At 73.5% G+C, this 16,805-nt stretch carries 16 protein-coding genes; 5 read left to right on the top strand and 11 right to left on the bottom strand.

The window, feature by feature from the left end; all coding sequences use genetic code 11:
* Nucleotides 1-51: 51 nt before the first annotated feature.
* Nucleotides 52-1,131 carry a succinyl-diaminopimelate desuccinylase gene (gene dapE / locus ALMP_RS39350; protein ID WP_264936784.1) on the bottom strand — a complete coding sequence of 360 codons (1,080 nt, stop codon included), beginning with the start codon at nt 1,129-1,131 and terminating at the stop codon, nt 52-54.
* Between the two features lie 94 nt (nt 1,132-1,225).
* On the opposite strand from dapE, the gene ALMP_RS39345 reads away from it, so the two are divergent.
* A complete protein-coding gene (locus ALMP_RS39345) occupies nt 1,226-2,227 on the top strand; it encodes a heavy metal transporter (protein WP_264936783.1) in 1,002 nt (333 codons plus the stop codon).
* A gap of 289 nt (nt 2,228-2,516) precedes the next feature.
* Nucleotides 2,517-2,951, top strand: a complete 435-nt coding sequence (locus ALMP_RS39340) for an ATP-binding protein (RefSeq protein ID WP_264936782.1) — start codon at nt 2,517-2,519, stop codon at nt 2,949-2,951.
* Nucleotides 2,952-3,136: 185 nt separating this feature from the next.
* On the opposite strand, the gene ALMP_RS39335 is transcribed toward ALMP_RS39340, so the two are convergent.
* Nucleotides 3,137-4,228: a bifunctional succinyldiaminopimelate transaminase/glutamate-prephenate aminotransferase gene (locus tag ALMP_RS39335; protein ID WP_264936781.1), complete on the bottom strand. Its 1,092-nt coding sequence runs from the start codon at nt 4,226-4,228 to the stop codon at nt 3,137-3,139.
* A gap of 134 nt (nt 4,229-4,362) precedes the next feature.
* On the bottom strand, nt 4,363-4,683 hold the full coding sequence (gene fdxA / locus ALMP_RS39330; RefSeq protein ID WP_003998156.1) for a ferredoxin: 321 nt from the start codon (nt 4,681-4,683) through the stop codon (nt 4,363-4,365).
* A gap of 141 nt (nt 4,684-4,824) precedes the next feature.
* Here fdxA and ALMP_RS39325 point away from each other — a divergent pair, with 141 nt between their 5' ends.
* Both ALMP_RS39325 and ALMP_RS39320 read left to right on the top strand, forming a co-directional pair.
* The gene (locus ALMP_RS39325) at nt 4,825-5,853 is read left to right on the top strand and encodes a GNAT family N-acetyltransferase (protein ID WP_264936780.1); all 1,029 of its coding nucleotides are present in this window, start codon (nt 4,825-4,827) and stop codon (nt 5,851-5,853) included.
* Nucleotides 5,850-6,683 (top strand): transglutaminase-like domain-containing protein, encoded by an 834-nt coding sequence (locus tag ALMP_RS39320; RefSeq protein ID WP_264936779.1) that lies wholly within the window; start codon nt 5,850-5,852, stop codon nt 6,681-6,683. Before ALMP_RS39325 ends, ALMP_RS39320 begins: the two co-directional genes overlap by 4 nt.
* 7 nt (nt 6,684-6,690) lie before the next feature.
* Here the strand turns inward: ALMP_RS39320 and ALMP_RS39315 are convergent, their stop codons facing one another.
* From ALMP_RS39315 to ALMP_RS39280, 8 genes are all read right to left on the bottom strand, one after another.
* Entirely contained in the window at nt 6,691-7,305 is a 615-nt protein-coding gene (locus tag ALMP_RS39315; protein ID WP_264936778.1) for a response regulator transcription factor, read from the bottom strand.
* Complete coding sequence (locus ALMP_RS39310; protein WP_264936777.1) at nt 7,302-8,453, bottom strand: sensor histidine kinase; 1,152 nt, start codon at nt 8,451-8,453, stop codon at nt 7,302-7,304. Before ALMP_RS39310 ends, ALMP_RS39315 begins: the two co-directional genes overlap by 4 nt.
* Nucleotides 8,450-9,190, bottom strand: coding sequence for an ABC transporter permease (locus ALMP_RS39305; protein ID WP_264936776.1), 741 nt, complete (start codon nt 9,188-9,190; stop codon nt 8,450-8,452). The genes ALMP_RS39310 and ALMP_RS39305 overlap by 4 nt, the downstream gene beginning before the upstream one ends.
* A complete protein-coding gene (locus tag ALMP_RS39300; protein WP_264936775.1) occupies nt 9,187-10,098 on the bottom strand; it encodes an ABC transporter ATP-binding protein in 912 nt (303 codons plus the stop codon). The genes ALMP_RS39305 and ALMP_RS39300 overlap by 4 nt, the downstream gene beginning before the upstream one ends.
* Nucleotides 10,099-10,279: 181 nt before the next feature.
* On the bottom strand, nt 10,280-12,682 hold the full coding sequence (locus tag ALMP_RS39295; protein WP_264936774.1) for a hypothetical protein: 2,403 nt from the start codon (nt 12,680-12,682) through the stop codon (nt 10,280-10,282).
* 154 nt (nt 12,683-12,836) lie between these two features.
* Nucleotides 12,837-13,250: a DUF6113 family protein gene (locus tag ALMP_RS39290; protein ID WP_264936773.1), complete on the bottom strand. Its 414-nt coding sequence runs from the start codon at nt 13,248-13,250 to the stop codon at nt 12,837-12,839.
* A complete protein-coding gene (mshB, locus tag ALMP_RS39285; protein WP_264936772.1) occupies nt 13,250-14,116 on the bottom strand; it encodes an N-acetyl-1-D-myo-inositol-2-amino-2-deoxy-alpha-D-glucopyranoside deacetylase in 867 nt (288 codons plus the stop codon). The genes ALMP_RS39290 and mshB overlap by 1 nt, the downstream gene beginning before the upstream one ends.
* A gap of 66 nt (nt 14,117-14,182) precedes the next feature.
* Nucleotides 14,183-14,377, bottom strand: a complete 195-nt coding sequence (locus ALMP_RS39280; RefSeq protein ID WP_073498771.1) for a hypothetical protein — start codon at nt 14,375-14,377, stop codon at nt 14,183-14,185.
* Between the two features lie 176 nt (nt 14,378-14,553).
* Between ALMP_RS39280 and ALMP_RS39275 the strand changes: the two genes are divergently transcribed.
* Nucleotides 14,554-16,671, top strand: coding sequence for a prolyl oligopeptidase family serine peptidase (locus tag ALMP_RS39275; protein ID WP_264936771.1), 2,118 nt, complete (start codon nt 14,554-14,556; stop codon nt 16,669-16,671).
* Nucleotides 16,672-16,805 lie beyond the last annotated feature (134 nt).

Below are 16,805 nucleotides of genomic sequence, written 5' to 3'. Positions count from 1 at the left end.
GGCGGGGGACGTCGGCGTGTCCGCCGTGAAGCGCCGAGCCGCCGCGCCGTCTCACGCGGTGAGCCAGGCCCGCAGCCGCTCCTCCCCCGCCAGGATCTTCGCGGTCTCCACGCGCTCGTCCCGCTTGTGCGCCAAGTGCGGGTTGCCCGGGCCGTAGTTGACCGCGGGGACGCCGAGCGCCGAGAAGCGGGAGACGTCCGTCCAGCCGTACTTGGGCTGCGGGGTGCCGCCGACCGCCTCGATGAAGGCCGCGGCGGCCGGGTGGGACAGGCCGGGCAGGGCTCCGGGGCTGTGGTCGTCGACCACGAACTCGGCCACTCCGCAGTCGGCGAAGACCTCCTCGACGTGGGCGATGGCCTCCTCGGGCGTGCGGTCCGGGGCGTAGCGGAAGTTGACGGTGACCACGCACTCGTCGGGGATGACGTTGCCGGCGACACCGCCGGAGACGCCGACGGCGTTGAGGCCCTCGCGGTACTCCAGCCCGTCGATGACCGGCCACCGCGGCTCGTAGGAGGCGAGGCGGGCGAGGATCGGAGCCGCGGCGTGGATCGCGTTGGAGCCCATCCAGCCGCGCGCGGAGTGGGCGCGCTCACCCTTGGTCTTGAGCAGGACCCGCAGGGTGCCCTGGCAGCCGCCCTCCACCTGGCCGTCGGACGGCTCCAGGAGGACCGCGAAGTCGCCCTTGAGCCAGTCCGGGTGGAGTTCCGCGACGTGCTTGAGGCCGTTGAGGTCGGCGGCGACCTCCTCGTTGTCGTAGAAGACGAAGGTGAGGTCGCGGTTGGGGGCCGGGACGGTGGCGGCGACACGCAGCTGGACCGCGACGCCCGCCTTCATGTCGCAGGTGCCGCAGCCCCACAGAACGCCGTCCTCGTCCAGCCGGGAGGGGACGTTGCCGGCGATCGGGACGGTGTCGATGTGACCGGCGAGGATCACCCGCTCGGGGCGGCCCAGGTCGGTGCGGGCGATCACGTTGTTGCCGTGGCGGTCCACCGTCAGGTGCGGCAGCGCGCGCAGGGCGGCCTCGATCGCGTCGGCGAGCGGCTTCTCGCTGCCGCTGACGGACGGGAAGTCGACGAGCCGCGCGGTCAGGGATGCGGCGTCCAGCGTGAGGTCAAGGGGGGTCTCGGCCATGCCGTCGACCCTAACGCGCCGACCGCCCGTCCCGCCGGGCCTCGCCTGTCGCAGTCACCTCCCCGGCCTCCCTACTCTCCAGTACCTTGTACGCGTGCCAGAGCCGACACCCTCTTCCAAGCGCCGCGGTCGCCTGTTCCGTTTCGGAGCGGCCTGCGCGGTCCTGTCCGCCGTCGCGGGTTATGTCGTGGTCCAGTACGTCAGCGGCGGCGCGGGCGATCCGGGATGCAAGGTGGTCGCCGCGTCGGGGCGATCCGCCGGCGCGGGGACGACGTACGAGTTCACGCCGGAGCAGGCGGTGAACGCGGCCACGATCGCCGTCGTCGGCACCAACCGGGGCATGCCGGAGAGGGCCGTGACGATAGCGCTCGCGACGGCCCTCCAGGAGTCGGCGCTGCGTAACCTCGACCACGGCGACCGGGACTCGCTCGGCCTGTTCCAGCAGCGGCCCTCGCAGGGCTGGGGCACCCCGCAGGAGGTCACGGACCCGGCCTACGCGGCGAACGTGTTCTACGAGCACCTCGCCAAGGTGCCCGGCTACACCGACCTCCCGCTCACCGTCGCGGCGCAGCGCGTGCAGCGCAGCGGCTACCCGGACGCGTACGCCAAGCACGAGCCGGACGCCACCCTGCTCGCCGCCGCCCTGACCGGGTCCTCGGCGGCCACGCTGACCTGCGAGGGGCGGCCGGGCACCACGACGACCCGGGGTCCGGACGCGGTGCGCGCGGCGCTCGTGAGGGACTTCGGCCGGGAGACGCTCCAGCAGGCCGGGGCGGAGGTGGGCGCCGAGGACGCGAGGCCCGCCGCCGGGGTGCCGGCCGCCGAGACGAGCGGGCGGACCGTGACGCTGCCGGTGTCCGACGACGCGGCCGCCGGGCGCAGTGTGAGCGAGCGGGGCTGGCAGCTGGCCCACTGGGCGGTGGCCAACGCCTCGGCGCTGCACATCGAGCGCGTCCAGTACGCCGGCCGGGAGTGGGTCGCCGGGAACACCGACAGCCGGTGGCGGGCGACGGCGGGCGGGACGGAGGCGGCGGGCGCCGCGGGCACGGGGGTCGGCTCCGGCGCGAACGCGGTGCGGATCGTCACCGCGCAGTAGTACGGGTCCTCACCCGCACGGGTCGTGTACGGCGGCCTCGGGGCCCGGGTGGTCAGGTTTCCGCGCCCTCACCCCCGCGTCCGCCGGAACCCTTGGGAGCAAAGGGCTGGGAGGGTTTGGCGGACTTTCACATCGGGCGCTTTTTGCCCGTCTTTATCCGCAGCCGATAATGCGACGCATTGCCAACTCTTTACGTCGGCCGTCCGCAACCTTCGTGGGCCTCGAGCGGTAGTCACTGCGTCCGAGTCCGGACGATCATCAGCTCGTTTCCTCCCGTCGAAGGAGCATCATGTCCCTCCCCCTGACCCGCAGGATCGCCCGTGCCGCGCTGCTCGTCGCTGCGGGAGCGGCCGCCGGGGTCGGTGCGGCCGGCTCCGCCAGCGCGGCCCCCGACCTGCCCGGCACCCCGAACCTCGGCGGTGTGACCGCGCTGGACGGGGCGAACGTCGGCAACACGGTCGACAGCGCGACGCAGAACGTCACCGGGGCCGCGGGTGAGACCGGCGGCAAGGCGGTCAAGCAGGCGGTGCCGGTCGCGGGCAAGGCCGGTGGCCAGGCCGTGAAGAAGGCGACGCCGGCGGCGCAGAAGGCGGCCGGTGAGGCGGCGGGGTCCGCCGGGGACGTCGTCGGTGACACGGCGTCCACCGCGACGAAGGGTGGGCTGCCGACGGACTCGCTGGCCAAGGGTGGGCTGCCGGGGGCGGGGCAGCTCCCGGTCGGCTGAGCGCCGCGTCCGAACGGTGATGGGGTCCAGGGGGTTCCCCTGGACCCCGTCGGCCTGTCCGCCTCACGTCGGCAGGGGCCGGGCCGTGTCATCCGGCCCGGCACTGCCGACTGTGCCCACCCGTTCCGCCCTGCGCAACGCCTGCCCACAGCGGTGGGGTGCCGGGTGTCGCCGTGGTGGTGGGGTCAGAGCCGTTGTACGGCTGCGCGGACGCGGTCGTCCGCGGCTGTCAGGGCCACGCGGACGAAGTTCTCGCCCGCCGTGCCGTAGAAGTCGCCGGGGGCGACGAGGATGCCACGGGCGGCGAGGTGGGCGACCGTGTCCCAGCAGGACTCGTCCCTGGTGGCCCAGAGGTAGAGGCTGGCCTCGCTGTGCTCGATGCGGAAGCCGTGATTCAGGAGGGCGTCGCGCAGGAGCGTGCGGCGGGCGGCGTACCGGTCGCGCTGCTCGCGGACGTGCGCGTCGTCGGACAGGGCCGCCACCACGGCCGCCTGGGTGGGCGCCGACGTCATCATGCCGCCGTGCTTGCGGATCTCCAGCAGGGGCGCGAGGACGGCGGGGTCGCCGGCGAGGAAGGCCGCGCGGTAGCCCGCCAGGTTCGAGCGCTTGGACAGCGAGTGGACCGAGACGATGCCCTCGTACGAGCCGCCGTTGACGTCGGGGTGCAGGACCGAGACCGGGTCGGCCTCCCAGCCCAGCTCGATGTAGCACTCGTCGGAGAAGAGCAGGACGCCGTGTTCGCGGGCCCAGGCGACGATCCGGGTCAGCTCGGCCTTCGACAGCACCCGGCCGGTGGGGTTGGACGGGGAGTTCAGCCAGAGGAGCTTCAGCCCGGTCGGGTCCAGCTCGGTCGGGTCGTCGTAGACCTCGTACTCGGCGCGGGCCAGGCGGGCGCCGACCTCGTAGGTCGGGTAGGCCAGGCGCGGGTGGGCGACCTTGTCGCCGGGGCCGAGGCCCAGCTGGGTGGGGAGCCAGGCGACGAGTTCCTTGGAGCCGACGATCGGCAGGACGTGCCGGTGGGTGACCCCACGCGCGCCCAGACGGCGCTCCAGCCAGCCGGTGATCGCGTCACGCAGCGCGGGCGTGCCCCAGACCGTCGGATAGCCCGGGGAGTCCGCCGCGGCGATCAGGGCCTTCTGGATCAGGTCGGGGACCGGGTCGACCGGGGTGCCCACGGAGAGGTCGACGATGCCGTCCGGGTGCGCGGCGGCCGTCTTCTTGAACGGCTCCAGCTTGTCCCAGGGGAAGGTGGGCAGGCGGTCGGAGACTGCGGACACGGGTCTGGCTCACTTTCGTCGGTGCGGCGCGTACGACACGCGCACGGCAAACGCCTCGGTCCCGTGCAGCCGTGATCAACACGATCAGGCCGTACGGGACCGAGGCGGCACGGGGTGCGGGCCGCTGGTGCGGGTTACTCGGCCTGCGGCGGCAGTGCGGCGACGAAGGGGTGGTCGCGCTCGATCAGCCCCAGCTTGCTGGCACCGCCGGGCGAGCCGAGCTCGTCGAAGAACTCGACGTTCGCCTTGTAGTAGTCCTTCCACTCCTCCGGGACGTCGTCCTCGTAGAAGATCGCCTCGACCGGGCAGACCGGCTCGCAGGCACCACAGTCGACGCATTCGTCCGGGTGGATGTACAAGGACCGGGAGCCCTCGTAGATGCAGTCGACCGGGCACTCCTCGATGCACGCCTTGTCTTTGACGTCGACACAAGGCTGCGCGATGACGTAGGTCACGCTGTCGTTCCTCCTCGATAGGGCGCTGGCGGGCCTCCCACAGGCTCCGCCGCCTGGCGCGCGGGAGCGCGGCGTCGTCGATGCCCGCCCCTAGTATCTCCGTTCTTGGGCACGAACCGAACAGGAGGGGTGAACCGACCCGTGGAAATCTCGGCCACCGGACGCCTCGAGGTCCGCATCACTGCTGCTGACGTGGGCAAACGCGTCTCTGTGCGGCGCTTGAGCGGCGGCGGAGTCACGGAGGGGAAATTCACCGACACGGTGGGTGTTCTCACATCATGGGACGGCGGTGTGCTGGTCATCACACAGAAGAACGGGGTGAGCACCCCGATCCAGGAGGCCACTCTGGTCGCCGGGAAGATCGTTCCGGCGGCTCCGGCCCGCCGTCGGGGGCCGGCCGCCTCCTACCCGGAGCTGGCCCGGGTCTCCGCGCGCGCCTGGCGGCCGGTGGAGAGCGAGCGGCTCGGCGAGTGGGAGCTGCGGGCGGCCGCAGGGTTCACCCGCCGCGCCAACTCCGTCCTCCCGCTCGGCGACCCCGGCCTCCCGCTCGACGGCGCGCTGGACGCCGTACGGCGCTGGTACGGCGAGCGCGGGCTGCCCGCCTACCTGCAGACCGCGACCGGGGCCGAGGGCACCCAGGAGCTGCTGTGCGCGGAGCTGGAGCGGCGCGGGTGGGTGCGGGAGGTGACCGCCGAGCTGTGGATCGGAGCGCTGGCGCCGGTCGCCGACCGGGCGGAGGCTGAGGGGGTGACGCTGGCCCGGGAGGCCGACGAGGCGTGGCTGGCGCGATATCAGCGCAAGGGGATGAGCGAGGTGGCCCTGAAGGTGCTGGCATGCGGGTCCCCCAGCTCCAGTGGAGCAGGGCCCTCGGTGTGGTTCGCGACAGTTCCCGGGGAGGGCGGTGTGCCCGCCGCCATCGGGCGGTGCGTGGTGGACGGGCGATGGGCCGGGTTCGCGGCCGTGGAGGTCGCTCCTGAGCTGCGGCGGCGGGGCCTGGCGACGGTCGTGATGTCCGCCCTGGCGCGGCGGGCCCTGGCGGAGGGCGCCTCGGCCGCGTGGTTGCAGGTGGAGGAGGGGAACGCGGGCGCGCGGGCGCTGTACGACGGGCTGGGGTTCGCCGCGCACCACGCGTACCACCACTACCGGGAGCCGGAGGCGGGTGCGCCGTGAGCGGGATCGAGCCCGCCGAGCTGCGGCGGCGGTTCGCCGAGGAGGCGCGGGCCGAGCGGCCCGACCTCTCGGTGCTGTGCCTGCTGGTGGCGGCGGTCGCGGACCGGACGCTGGACGAGGCCGGCATGGACGCCGCGCAGGTCGAGCTGGACCAGCTGGCGGGCCAGGTGCCGTTCCGGCCCGGCGCGCCGCGGGCCTGGGCGGTGGCGCTGCGGGACCTGCTCGGTGAGCGGTACGGGTTCCGTGGCTCGGCGGCGGACTACGAGCGACTGGAGTCGTCGCTGCTGCACGAGGTGCTGCGGCGGCGGCGCGGGCTGCCGATCCTGCTGTCCGTGGTGTGGATCGAGGTCGCGCGCAGGGCGGGCGCGCCGGTGCACGGCGTGGCCCTGCCGGGACACTTCGTGGTGGGGTTCGGCCCACGGCGGGAGCAGGTGCTCGTCGATCCGTTCGACGGGGGCCGGGTGCTGACCGGGCGGGACGCGGAGCTGCTGGTGGCGGGGGCGACAGGCGCCCCGCTCGACGAGTCGATGCTGGTGCCGGCCGAGCCGTCGGACGTGGTGCTGCGGATCCTGAACAACGTCCGGGCGTGGGCCACGGCCCGGCCGGAGCGGTCGGACGTGGCGTTGTGGGCGGTGGAGCTGTCGCTGCTGGTGCCTCACCATCCGGCTCGGCTGCGGTACGAGCGGGGGCAGTTGCTGGTGCAGCGGGGGGACTTCGTCGGCGGTGCGGCCGAGCTGGAGGAGTACGCGGGGCTGGTGGAGGTGGTCGACGCGGCCCTGGCCGAACGGGTGCGGGAGGAGGCGCTCGCCGCCCGGGCCCTGATGAACTGACGGCCGGTCACAGCCAGCCCTTCTCCCGCGCGACCCGTACCGCCTCCGCCCGGTTGCGGACCGCCAGTTTCTGGATGGCCGTCGACAGGTAGTTGCGGACCGTGCCCTGGGACAGGTGCAGGGCCGCGGCCAGCTCCGCGTTGGTCGAGCCGTCGGCCGCCGCGCGCAGGACCTCCCGTTCGCGTTCCGTCAGCGGGTTGGCGCCCTCCGCCAGGGCCGCCGCCGCGAGGGTGGGGTCGATGACCCGTTCGCCCGTCAGGACCGTGCGGATCGCCTCGGCCAGCCGGGCGGCGGGGGCGTCCTTGACGAGGAAGGCGTCGGCGCCGGCCTCCATGGCGCTGCGCAGGTAGCCGGGGCGGCCGAAGGTGGTCAGGACGACCAGCTTCACCTCGGGGAGGTGGGCGTGCAGCCGGGCCGCCGCCTCGATGCCCGTCGCGCCCGGCATCTCGATGTCGAGGAGCGCGACGTCCACGGCGTGGGCGCGGGCCGCGGCCAGCACCTCGTCGCCGCGTGCCACCTGCGCGACCACCTCGATGTCGTCCTCCAGGCCGAGCAGCGCGGCGAGTGCCTCGCGGACCATCGACTGGTCCTCGGCCAGCAGCACCTTGATCGTGCGGGTCATGCGCCGGATCCTACGTCGGTGGCCGGGACGCGGGCGGTGAGCAGGAAACCGGCGGGGGTGCGGCCCGCTTCGAGGGCGCCGCCCGCCTTCTGCAGGCGTTCGGCCAGGCCCGTGAGGCCGTTGCCGGGGCCGTTGTCCGGGCCGCCGGAGCCGTTGTCCTCGACGGAGAGCTCCAGGGCGGGACCGTCGAGGGTCTGGCGGCGCAGCAGCTCCACCGTGCAGCGGCGGGCGCCGCTGTGCCGTACGACGTTGGTGATCGCCTCGCGCAGGGCCCAGGCGAGGGCGGTCTCGCTGTCCTCGGGGACGCCCTCCAGGTCCAGGTCGGCGGGGATCTCGGCGGTGATGCCGGCCGCGGTCAGCGCGACGCGGGCGCCGGCGAGTTCGGCGGGCAGGCGGGGGCGGCGGTAGCCGGTGACGGCCTCCCGGACGTCGGCCAGGGCCTGGCGGCTGACCTGTTCGATGTCGGCGATCTGCTGGGCCGCCCGGTCGGGGTGGTCGGGGAGCATCCGGCCGGCGAGCTCGCTCTTCAGGGTGATCAGGGAGAGGGAGTGGCCGAGCAGGTCGTGCAGGTCACGGGCGAGGCGCAGCCGCTCCTGGTTGGCGGCGAGCTGGGCGACGGTGGCGCGGGCCTCGCGCAGCTGGACGGTCGTACGGATCAGTTCGCGCACGCCGGTCAGGGAGAAGCCGCCGAGGAGGGCGGGCAGCAGCAGTCCGGCGAGGAACGCCTCGCCGCCGGGGACGGCCAGGGCGACGGCCGTGAGCAGCGCGGACACCGCCGGGATGGTCCAGCGGGCGAGGCGCAGCGGCAGGGCCGCGCCGGAGGCGACGCTCACGTACACGAACAGCACCAGCCACTCCCGGCCGAGGGTGAGGGCGAGGACCGTGGACTGGGTGGCCAGGACGGCCAGCGAGCCGAGCACCGGCCCGGTGGCCTCGGCCCGTCCGGTGCGGAAGACCAGGGCGAAGTACCAGGCGACGAACGCGGCCAGGCCGATCCAGCCGAGGACGCGCACGCCGTCGCTGTGGCCGCCGTGCAGCAGGTCGCCCACGGGGGCGCTCAGATAGGCCAGCCAGATGCCGGTCCACAGGAGCTTCAGCAGTCGCTGTCCGCGGGTGCGCGGGCGCTGCCCGATGCCGATGCCGCTCACGCCTTCAGGGTGTCCTTCCGGTAGAGCCAGGCCGCGGCACCGGTGAACAGCGCGAAGAAGACGGCGAGGAGGGCGATGTCCTGGGCGCGCGGGGCGTGGCTCTGCTCGATCGCCTGCCCGAGCGCGGCGTACGCGTGCGTGGGCACCCACTTCGCGATGTCCTGGAGCCAGGTCGGGAAGGTCGTCGTCGGCATCCACAGGCCGCCCAGGATCGACAGGCCGAAGTAGGTGATCATCGTGATGGGGCGGACCGCGTCCCCGGTCGCCAGGTAGCCGATCGCGACGCCCAGGGCCGCGAAGACCAGGCTGCCGGCCCAGATCGCGGCGGTGAGCGCGAGCCACTGCCAGGCCTCCAGCCGTACGTCCTTCACGGCGGCGGCGACCACGAGGACGACGACGATCGACGGCAGGCTCACGACGGCGGCGCTCGCGGTCTTGGCGAGGACGTAGCCGCGCCCCGGCAGCGGGGTCAGCCGCAGCTGCCGCACCCAGCCGCTCGCGCGTTCCTTGGCGATGCGCTCGCTGTTGCCCATCAGGACGGCGGTGAGGGCGCCGAAGGAGGCCATGGAGACCATCATGTAGGTGGGCAGGGTCAGGTCGGTGCCGTCGACCTTCGTGGTGCTGTCGGCGCTGCCCGCGATCAGCAGGAACAGCACCGACGGGTAGATCACCGAGAAGAACAGGAACTTGCGGTTGCGCAGGGCGCGGGTGAGTTCGAGCCGGATCAGGCCGTTCATGACGTGCGCGCCTCCTCGTCGGCGGTGAGGGTGACGAAGGCCTGTTCCAGGCCGAGCCCGGAGACCTCCAGGTTGCGGGGGAAGAGGCCGAGGGCGTAGAGGGCGTGGACGGTGGCGTCGGCGTCGGCGGACTGGATGCGGACGGTGGGGCCGGAGACGGTGAGGCCGGTCAGGAAGGGCAGGGCGCGCAGGGCGGCCTCGTCGATCGCGCCGTCCAGGTCGAAGGAGATCCGGCGGGCCCCGGCCCGTGCCTTGATCTCGGCGGCCGTGCCGTCGGCGAGCAGCCGGCCGCGGTGCAGGACCAGGACGCGGTCCGCGATCGCGTCGGCCTCCTCCAGGTAGTGGGTGGCGAAGAGGACCGTGCGGCCCTGGCCGGCCTGTTCGCGCATGGTGGCCCAGAACGCCCGGCGGGTGGTGACGTCCATGCCGGTGGTGGGCTCGTCCAGGACGATCAGGTCGCTGTCGCCGGCGGTGGCGAGCGCGAAGCGGACCCGCTGGGCCTGGCCGCCGGAGAGCCGGTCGACCTTGCGGTCGGCGATCTGGGTGACGCCCGCGCGGGCCAGCACGTCGGCGGGCCGGTAGGGCCGGGGGTGCAGGCCGCAGGCGAGCGCGACCAGCTCCGCGACCGTGACCTCGTCCATCAGACCGCCGCTCTGCAGCATGGCCCCCACCCGCCCGGCGACGATCGCCTCGCGCGGGCTGGTGCCGAACAGGCGGACCGTGCCGCTGTCGGCGTGCTTCAGGCCGAGGAGGAGGTCGAGGGCGGTCGACTTGCCGGCCCCGTTGGGCCCGAGCAGCGCCACGGTCTCCCCGGGGTGCAGGGCCAGGCTGAGCCCGTCCACCGCCCGTACGTCTCCGAATGCCTTGCTCACCTGGTCGAAGGCGACCACCGGTGTTGTCGTCGTCATGACGGCCATCGTCGTCCCGGGGGCGGGGCGGGCGGCAGTGTCGGCCGTCCGGAGTGCCGGATGACAGATGTCATGGGCGGTGTCGTCCGGGGAGGACAGCAAGGCCGGGAACGGGAGGACGGCGGGCCCGGGAACGCGAGGAGGGCACCCGGTGGGTGCCCTCCTCAGGGTGCGCCGCGGATCAGCTGGGGTCCGTCTCGATGATTCCGACGCGGTCGGTCCTGCTCTTCAGCGCCGGACGCAGGGCGCTGATCACGTCCTGGACGGTGACCGGCGTCTTCTGACCGGTGCCCCGCGTGATCAGGACGTCGTCGAAGGCGCCGCCGTACAGCTCCTTCAGGGCGGCCTCGTCGTAGGTCTCCACGAGCTTGCCGTCGACGGCCTTGACGCCGAGGAACCTCCACAGGGAGTTCTGCGGGCTCAGCGGCACGGAGTGTGCCGGGTCGGTCTCGACCGTGACCCTGGCGGACATCGCCGGCTCGGCGAACTCCTTCATCATCCGGTCGACCTCGGCGTTGGACACCGTCGGCTGCTTGGTGGTCGTGGGGACCTTCAGCGGGGAGACCGAGCCGGTCTCCACCAGCGTGCGGTACGCCGCCACGACGTCCGTCTCGGCCTTCGCCACGTCGATGCCCTTGCCCGGCTTGCCGTAGACGGCGATGGCCTTGCCGGGCTCGAACTTGATCGTGCCGTCGGTGGCCGTGCCGGAGCCGCCCGCGGCGGTCTCCAGGGCGGCCCGCAGCTTCTCCTCGTCGACCGGGAGGACCGGCTCGACCTCGCGGTGCTCGCCGAACAGCGAGCCGATCACGGAGACCGGGTTGTAGTCGCTCTTGGCGGCGGCGTCGACCGTGGCCTGCATGTCGAACTGGAGGCCGGCCTGGTCCGGCTTGAGGGTGAGGGTCTTGCCGTCGACGGACAGCTTCAGCGCCTGGTTCACCCGGTCGTCGAAGGCCTCGTCGAGCTTCTTGACGGCGTCGTCGCGGGTGCCGCCGCCGATGTCCACGCCGAAGACGGTGGTGCCCTTGGGCACGTCGGAGTGGTTCATCAGCAGCCCGGCCCCGTAGGCGCCGGCCGCGCCGACGACGACCAGGCCGCCGAGCAGGACCAGTTTGCTGCGGCCCTTCTTCTTTTTCTTCTTCGAACCGGCGGCGGAGGCGTTGTTCTGCGGGGCCGGTTCGGACCGCTTCGGCGGGGTGGGCGCCGACGGCGCGTCGGTGGCCGTGCCCGGCGCGAACGGCCCGCCGGAGCCGGTGTGCTGGCCGGGCGGGGGCACCACCGGAATGCCACTGGTGACGGTCTGTCCGGAGACGTTGTCGTGACGGCCGTAGCCGCCGCCCGCGCCGGGCTCGGGGGCCGGCTTCTGCGGGGTGAGGATCGCGGTGTCGTCGCTGAGACCGCCGCCGGGCAGCCGGCCGGTGCCGGGCCCGCCGGGACCGCCCTGGACACCGGGACCGCCGGGGCCGGCGGGCGCGTACGGCGCGCTCACCGCGCCGCCGGCCGCCGTGGCCGCTCCGGGCGCGCCGCCGTTGGCCGGCGGCACCATCGGGCCGTCGCCGGTGACCGGGCCGCCGGTCGGGCCGGCGGGGCCCTGCGGGCCGCCGGGGAGGTCCGGGCCGGTGAAGTCGTGGGGTCCGCCGGGGCCGGGGACACCGGGCTGTCCGGCGCCGTTCGTCCCGGCGAAGCCGTTCAGGCCCTGACCGCCGGCGTGCTGACCGGTGCCGTTCGGGCCGGCGCCCTGGTGGCCGTTCTCGGTGAAGTACGGCAGGTCGTCGCGGCGGGGTTCGGTGGTTCCGCCGGCCTGCGCCGGACGCGTCGTGCCACCGCCCAGCGGGCCCGCGGCCAGCGCCTCGGTGACGTCGAAGGAGCCGGTGCCGCCGCCGTGTCCCGGAGCCACGGGACCGCCGGTGGCGCCGCCGGGCAGCCCGGCGCCGTTGGTCCCGCCGGAGCGGGGGCCGCCGGGCACGCTCATGGAGCCGACCACACCGCCGGGCCGTCCGCCCGTCGGCCGGCCGCCGGCCGCACCGGATCCGGCAGGACGCGGGGAGCCGCCCGCGGGGGACCCCGCGGCGGCCGTCGAGCCGGTCGCCGAACCGGCCGTCGTACCGGCCCCGTTGGTGGAGCCGCCGCCCTGACCGCCCTTGCCCGGTGAGGACTTGCGGGGCGCGAACCAGTCGCTGGTCTTCTCCTCGCCCCCGGGCCCCAGTTCGGCGGGCGCCTCGGCGGCGGGGGCGGTGGCCGGCGCGGAACTCACGCCACGGGCGGGCGCGGACGTGGTCGCGGTGCCCGCCGGGGCGGAGCCCGTCGTCTGCGCGTCGGCGCCGGTGTCGTCACCCGTGGTCTCCGCGTCCGCGACGGGCTTGCGCACGACGACCGGCGGAATGGGCCTGGACCCGGGGATGTTGATCCGGATCCGGGTGGTCAGCGTGGTCTCGGTCTTGCGTTCTTCCGGCTGCGCGGCCGAACGGCCCGCGTCCGCACCGCCGTCGGACACCATCGGGGTGCCGTAGGGCGGGGTGCCCGAGGGGTATGCGGCTCCGCCGCGCCCGTTGGGCCCGGAGGACGGACTGTCAGTTTCACGACTCAAGGCAGGTTCTCCAGGTTGGCTCCGCCGCCCGCCACGACCTCACGGGCAGCTCGGCGGCGCGCACCACCATACTGGCCACTTCTGGCCCGTATCCCACGACCGCCGGGGAAACCCGCACCGGACTCGCACGGCCACGTCAGGGAGAAGTGGTACGTCACTTGCCAAGTCGGACGTCGTCGTCGACCGGTTGCCGCCCGGGCGCAAGGGTGGCGCAGATCACAGCCAGGGCCATACCACCGAGGAGGAAGAGATAGGAGCCGCTTCCCGCGCCGAACAGGAAGTCGCCCTCGGGGCGGCTCGTGGTGAGCAGGATGACGGTGACCATCCAGCCGGCGGCGGGCGCGGCGGCCCCGGCCCGGCTGCCGAGGGCACGTGCCCCGCCGAGGAAGAGGCCGGCGGCGCCGGCGAGCGCGAGGAGCAGTCCGCCGGGGAACCAGCCGGGCTGGACGAGGGCTCCGGCGAGACCGGTGGCCGCGCCGAGCACGAAGAGCCCGAGGCAGGCGGCGATCCGGGCGGCGGAGGGCCGCTGGAGGGGCTGGGCGAGTATCGAGCCGCGCTGGTGGGCCATCACGCCACTCCTTCCACACCGGCGAACAGATCGCTCTCCCGCCCGCCCGGCGCGCGGTCGCCGCGCACCAGCTCGTAGTACTCGGTGGTGAACAGGGGCTGGGCGAGTTCGTTGGAGAGCGCGAAGGACCGCCCGTCGGGGGCGACCTCGATCTGGGTGGCGTGGGCGCGCATCGCGGCGGCCTTGGCGGCGGCGTGCGCGGTGCCGTCGATCTCGGTGGTGATCCGCTCGTCGTCGACCACGCCGGGCACGTCGGTGACGGCGGCGACGCGGGTGAAGGGCAGCCCGGGCAGCTCCTCCCGGAGCCGGGCGAAGGCGGCCTCGGCGACGGAGCGCGGGACGCGGTTCCAGTACACCTTGGGGACGCTCCAGCCGGCGTCCGCGGCGAGCTCCACGGCGCGCATGGCGACGCGGTGGGCCTGGATGTGGTCGGGGTGCCCGTAGCCGCCGTCGTCGTCGTAGGTGACGAGGACCTGCGGGCGCAGCGCGAGGATCGTCTCGACGAGGGGTGCGGCGGCGGTGTCGACGTCGGCCTGCCAGAAGCAGTCGGGGTCGTCGTTGTCGGGGAGGCCCATCATCCCGGAGTCGGTGTGCCGTCCGACGCCGCCGAGCAGCCGGACGTCCGTGACGCCGAGGTCCGCCATCGCGGCCGTGAGCTCGCGCAGGCGGTACTCGCCCAGGGCGGCGCCGGTGAGGTGCCGCAGCTCCGGCGGGATGACCTCGCCGCGCTCGCCGAGGGTGCAGGTGACCAGGGCCACATGGGCACCCTCGGCCGCGTACCTGGCCATGGTCGCGCCGTTGTTGATCGACTCGTCGTCCGGGTGCGCGTGCACCAGGAGCAGACGCCGAGCGGGCAGTTCCGTCATGGGGCCAACCCTACGAGGCAGGACTACATCCCCCGCGCGGGGGCAGACGCAGGGTCGGGCACCGGATCAGAACTTGATACTGCCGATCATGCTCGCCACGCTCGTCGTCAGGTCGCTGATCGTGGGCGCGATCGTCGAGGAGGCGAGATAGAAGCCGAGCAGAATGCAGACGACCGCGTGACCACCCTTCAGTCCTGACTTCTTGATCAGCAAGAAGACGATGATCGCCAGCAGCACCACCGCCGAAATCGAGAGTGCCACGGCGGCTCACCTCCAAGAACCCGGGTACGTGGGGAAACAGAGCGAGGGAACTTGTAAATCCATACAACTGCCAGCAGGTTCATACCCACACAGCGCTAGTGATCATAACTATGAGTGCGCGCGCATCTGTCGGCGCACAGCCGCACAAGGGGGCGCATGGCCAATATGGTCGGGGCATGACGACCGAGTCCGACTCCTTCCCCCGCAGGCAGGCACGCACGCAGCGGTTCACGCTCGGCGCGCCGCGTTCGTTCACGGTGGCGCCCGACGGCTCCCGTGTCGTGTTCCTGCGCTCCTCCTCCGGCACGGACCGGGCGAACGCGCTGTGGGTCCTCGACCCGGTGGACGGCGCCGAGCGCCTGGCCGCCGACCCGGGCGCGCTCCTCGGCGGCGCCTCGGAGGACCTCTCGCCCGAGGAGCGAGCGCGCCGCGAACGCAGTCGGGAGGGCGGGGCCGGCATCGTCGGCTACGCCACCGACGAGGCGGTCGAGTTGGCGTCTTTCGCCTTGTCAGGGCGGCTTTTCACGGCAGAGCTGCGAGCCGGTACGGCACGTGAACTGTCCGTGCCCGGGCCGGTGATCGACCCCCGTCCGTCGCCCGACGGACGGCTCGTGGCGTATGTCGCACGGGGCGCGCTGCGGGTCGTGGAGGCCGAGGGAGGGGGCGACCGGGCGCTGGCCGAGCCGGAGTCCGCGTCGGTTTCCTATGGATTGGCCGAGTTCATCGCGGCCGAGGAAATGGGGCGTTCGCGGGGGTTCTGGTGGGCTCCGGAGTCGGACCAGCTGCTGGTGGCGCGGGTGGACGACACGCCGGTGGAGCGGTGGTGGATCTCCGATCCGGCGCAGCCGAAACGTGACCCACAACACGTGCCGTATCCGGCTGCCGGGACGGCCAACGCGGAGGTGCGGCTGTTCCTTCTCGGCCTGGACGGGGTGCGCACGGAGGTCGCCTGGGACCGGGCGCGTTATCCGTATCTGGCGCGAGTGCACTGGTCAGCGGCGGGTGCGCCGCTGCTGCTCGTACAGGCGCGCGATCAGCGCAGCCAGCTGTTTCTGGCCGTGGACCCCGACTCCGGGGTCACCCGGATGGTGCACGCCGACGAAGATCTGATTTGGCTGGATCTTTTCCCTGGGGTGCCGTGCTGGAGCCCCTCCGGACAGCTGGTGCGGATCGCCGACGAGGGCGGGGCCCGGGTGCTCGCGGTCGGCGAACGGCCACTGACGGGAGCGCAGCTACAGGTGCGGGCGGTGCTGGACGTCACGGCCGACGACGTGCTGGTCTCGGCGTCGGCCGGGCTGGAGGCGGAGCGGCCGGAGACCGGCGAGGTGCATGTCTACCGGGTCAACGAGCTGGGCGTCGAACGACTTTCGGGGGAACCGGGGGTGCACTCGGCGGTGCGCGCCGGGGGCGTGACCGTGCTGGTGTCGGCGGTGCCGGACCGGCCGGGGAGCCAGGCGCGGGTGCTGCGGGAGGGGAAGCCGACGGCGACTGTCCGGTCGTACGCGGAAGATCCCGGTCTGTCCCCCCGCGTGCTGTTCACTCAGGGGGGCGCACGGCGTATCCCGTGCGCCGTGCTTATGCCTACGGACTACCCCGGTGACACCTCGCTCCCGGTTCTCCTCGACCCCTACGGCGGTCCGCACGGGCCCCGGGTGCTCGCCGCGCACAACGCCCATCTGACCTCGCAGTGGTTCGCCGACCAGGGCTTCGCGGTGGTCGTCGCGGACGGCCGGGGCACGCCGGGCCGCTCGCCGGCCTGGGAGAAGGCGGTCCACCAGGACTTCACCGTCGCGCTCGACGACCAGATCGAGGCGCTCCAGGATCTGGCGCGAACCCACCCCCTGGACCTGTCCCGGGTGGCGATCCGCGGCTGGTCCTTCGGCGGCTATCTGGCCGCCCTGGCGGTGCTGCGCCGCCCGGACGTCTTCCACGCGGGCATCGCGGGCGCCCCGGTGACCGACTGGCGGCTCTACGACACCCACTACACCGAGCGCTACCTCGGTGATCCGAGGACGGCCGCGGCGACGTACGCGAGGAACTCGCTCGTCACGGACGAGGGGCTCTCCTCCCCCGCCGAGCCGCACCGTCCGCTGATGATCGTGCACGGTCTGGCCGACGACAACGTGGTCGTCGCCCACGCACTGCGGCTGTCCTCGGCCCTGCTGTCCGCCGGCCGCCCGCACGAGGTGCTGCCGCTGTCCGGCGTCACGCACATGACCCCGCAGGAGCAGGTCGCGGAGAACCTGCTGCTGCTTCAGGTGGACTTCCTGAAGCGTTCGCTGGGCCTGGCGTAGCGGGACGGCAACGGACCGGGGTGACATGGCGCACCCCGGTCCGTTTACGGCACCCGCACGGCCGTACGCTGTTCAGCCTGACGCGTCCGTATATCGGAATCGGGTCGGCCAAGTTGCCTGCGTGTTAACGCGGT

The sequence above is a fragment of the Streptomyces sp. A012304 genome (assembly GCF_026008495.1).
Classification (GTDB): Bacteria; Actinomycetota; Actinomycetes; order Streptomycetales; family Streptomycetaceae; genus Streptomyces.
The sequence above is the reverse complement of the archived record's forward strand: the minus strand, read 5'-3'. Positions and strand labels throughout refer to the sequence as shown.

What these genes read in the sequence shown, in the direction of transcription:
- dapE (WP_264936784.1), bottom strand. Translation starts at nt 1,131, where the DNA reads ATGGCCGAGACCCCCCTTGACCTCACGCTGGACGCCGCATCCCTGACC.
- ALMP_RS39340 (WP_264936782.1), top strand. Translation starts at nt 2,517, where the DNA reads ATGTCCCTCCCCCTGACCCGCAGGATCGCCCGTGCCGCGCTGCTCGTC.
- ALMP_RS39315 (WP_264936778.1), bottom strand. Translation starts at nt 7,305, where the DNA reads ATGACCCGCACGATCAAGGTGCTGCTGGCCGAGGACCAGTCGATGGTC.
- ALMP_RS39305 (WP_264936776.1), bottom strand. Translation starts at nt 9,190, where the DNA reads ATGAACGGCCTGATCCGGCTCGAACTCACCCGCGCCCTGCGCAACCGC.
- ALMP_RS39300 (WP_264936775.1), bottom strand. Translation starts at nt 10,098, where the DNA reads ATGACGACGACAACACCGGTGGTCGCCTTCGACCAGGTGAGCAAGGCA.
- ALMP_RS39290 (WP_264936773.1), bottom strand. Translation starts at nt 13,250, where the DNA reads ATGGCCCACCAGCGCGGCTCGATACTCGCCCAGCCCCTCCAGCGGCCC.
- mshB (WP_264936772.1), bottom strand. Translation starts at nt 14,116, where the DNA reads ATGACGGAACTGCCCGCTCGGCGTCTGCTCCTGGTGCACGCGCACCCG.
- ALMP_RS39275 (WP_264936771.1), top strand. Translation starts at nt 14,554, where the DNA reads ATGACGACCGAGTCCGACTCCTTCCCCCGCAGGCAGGCACGCACGCAG.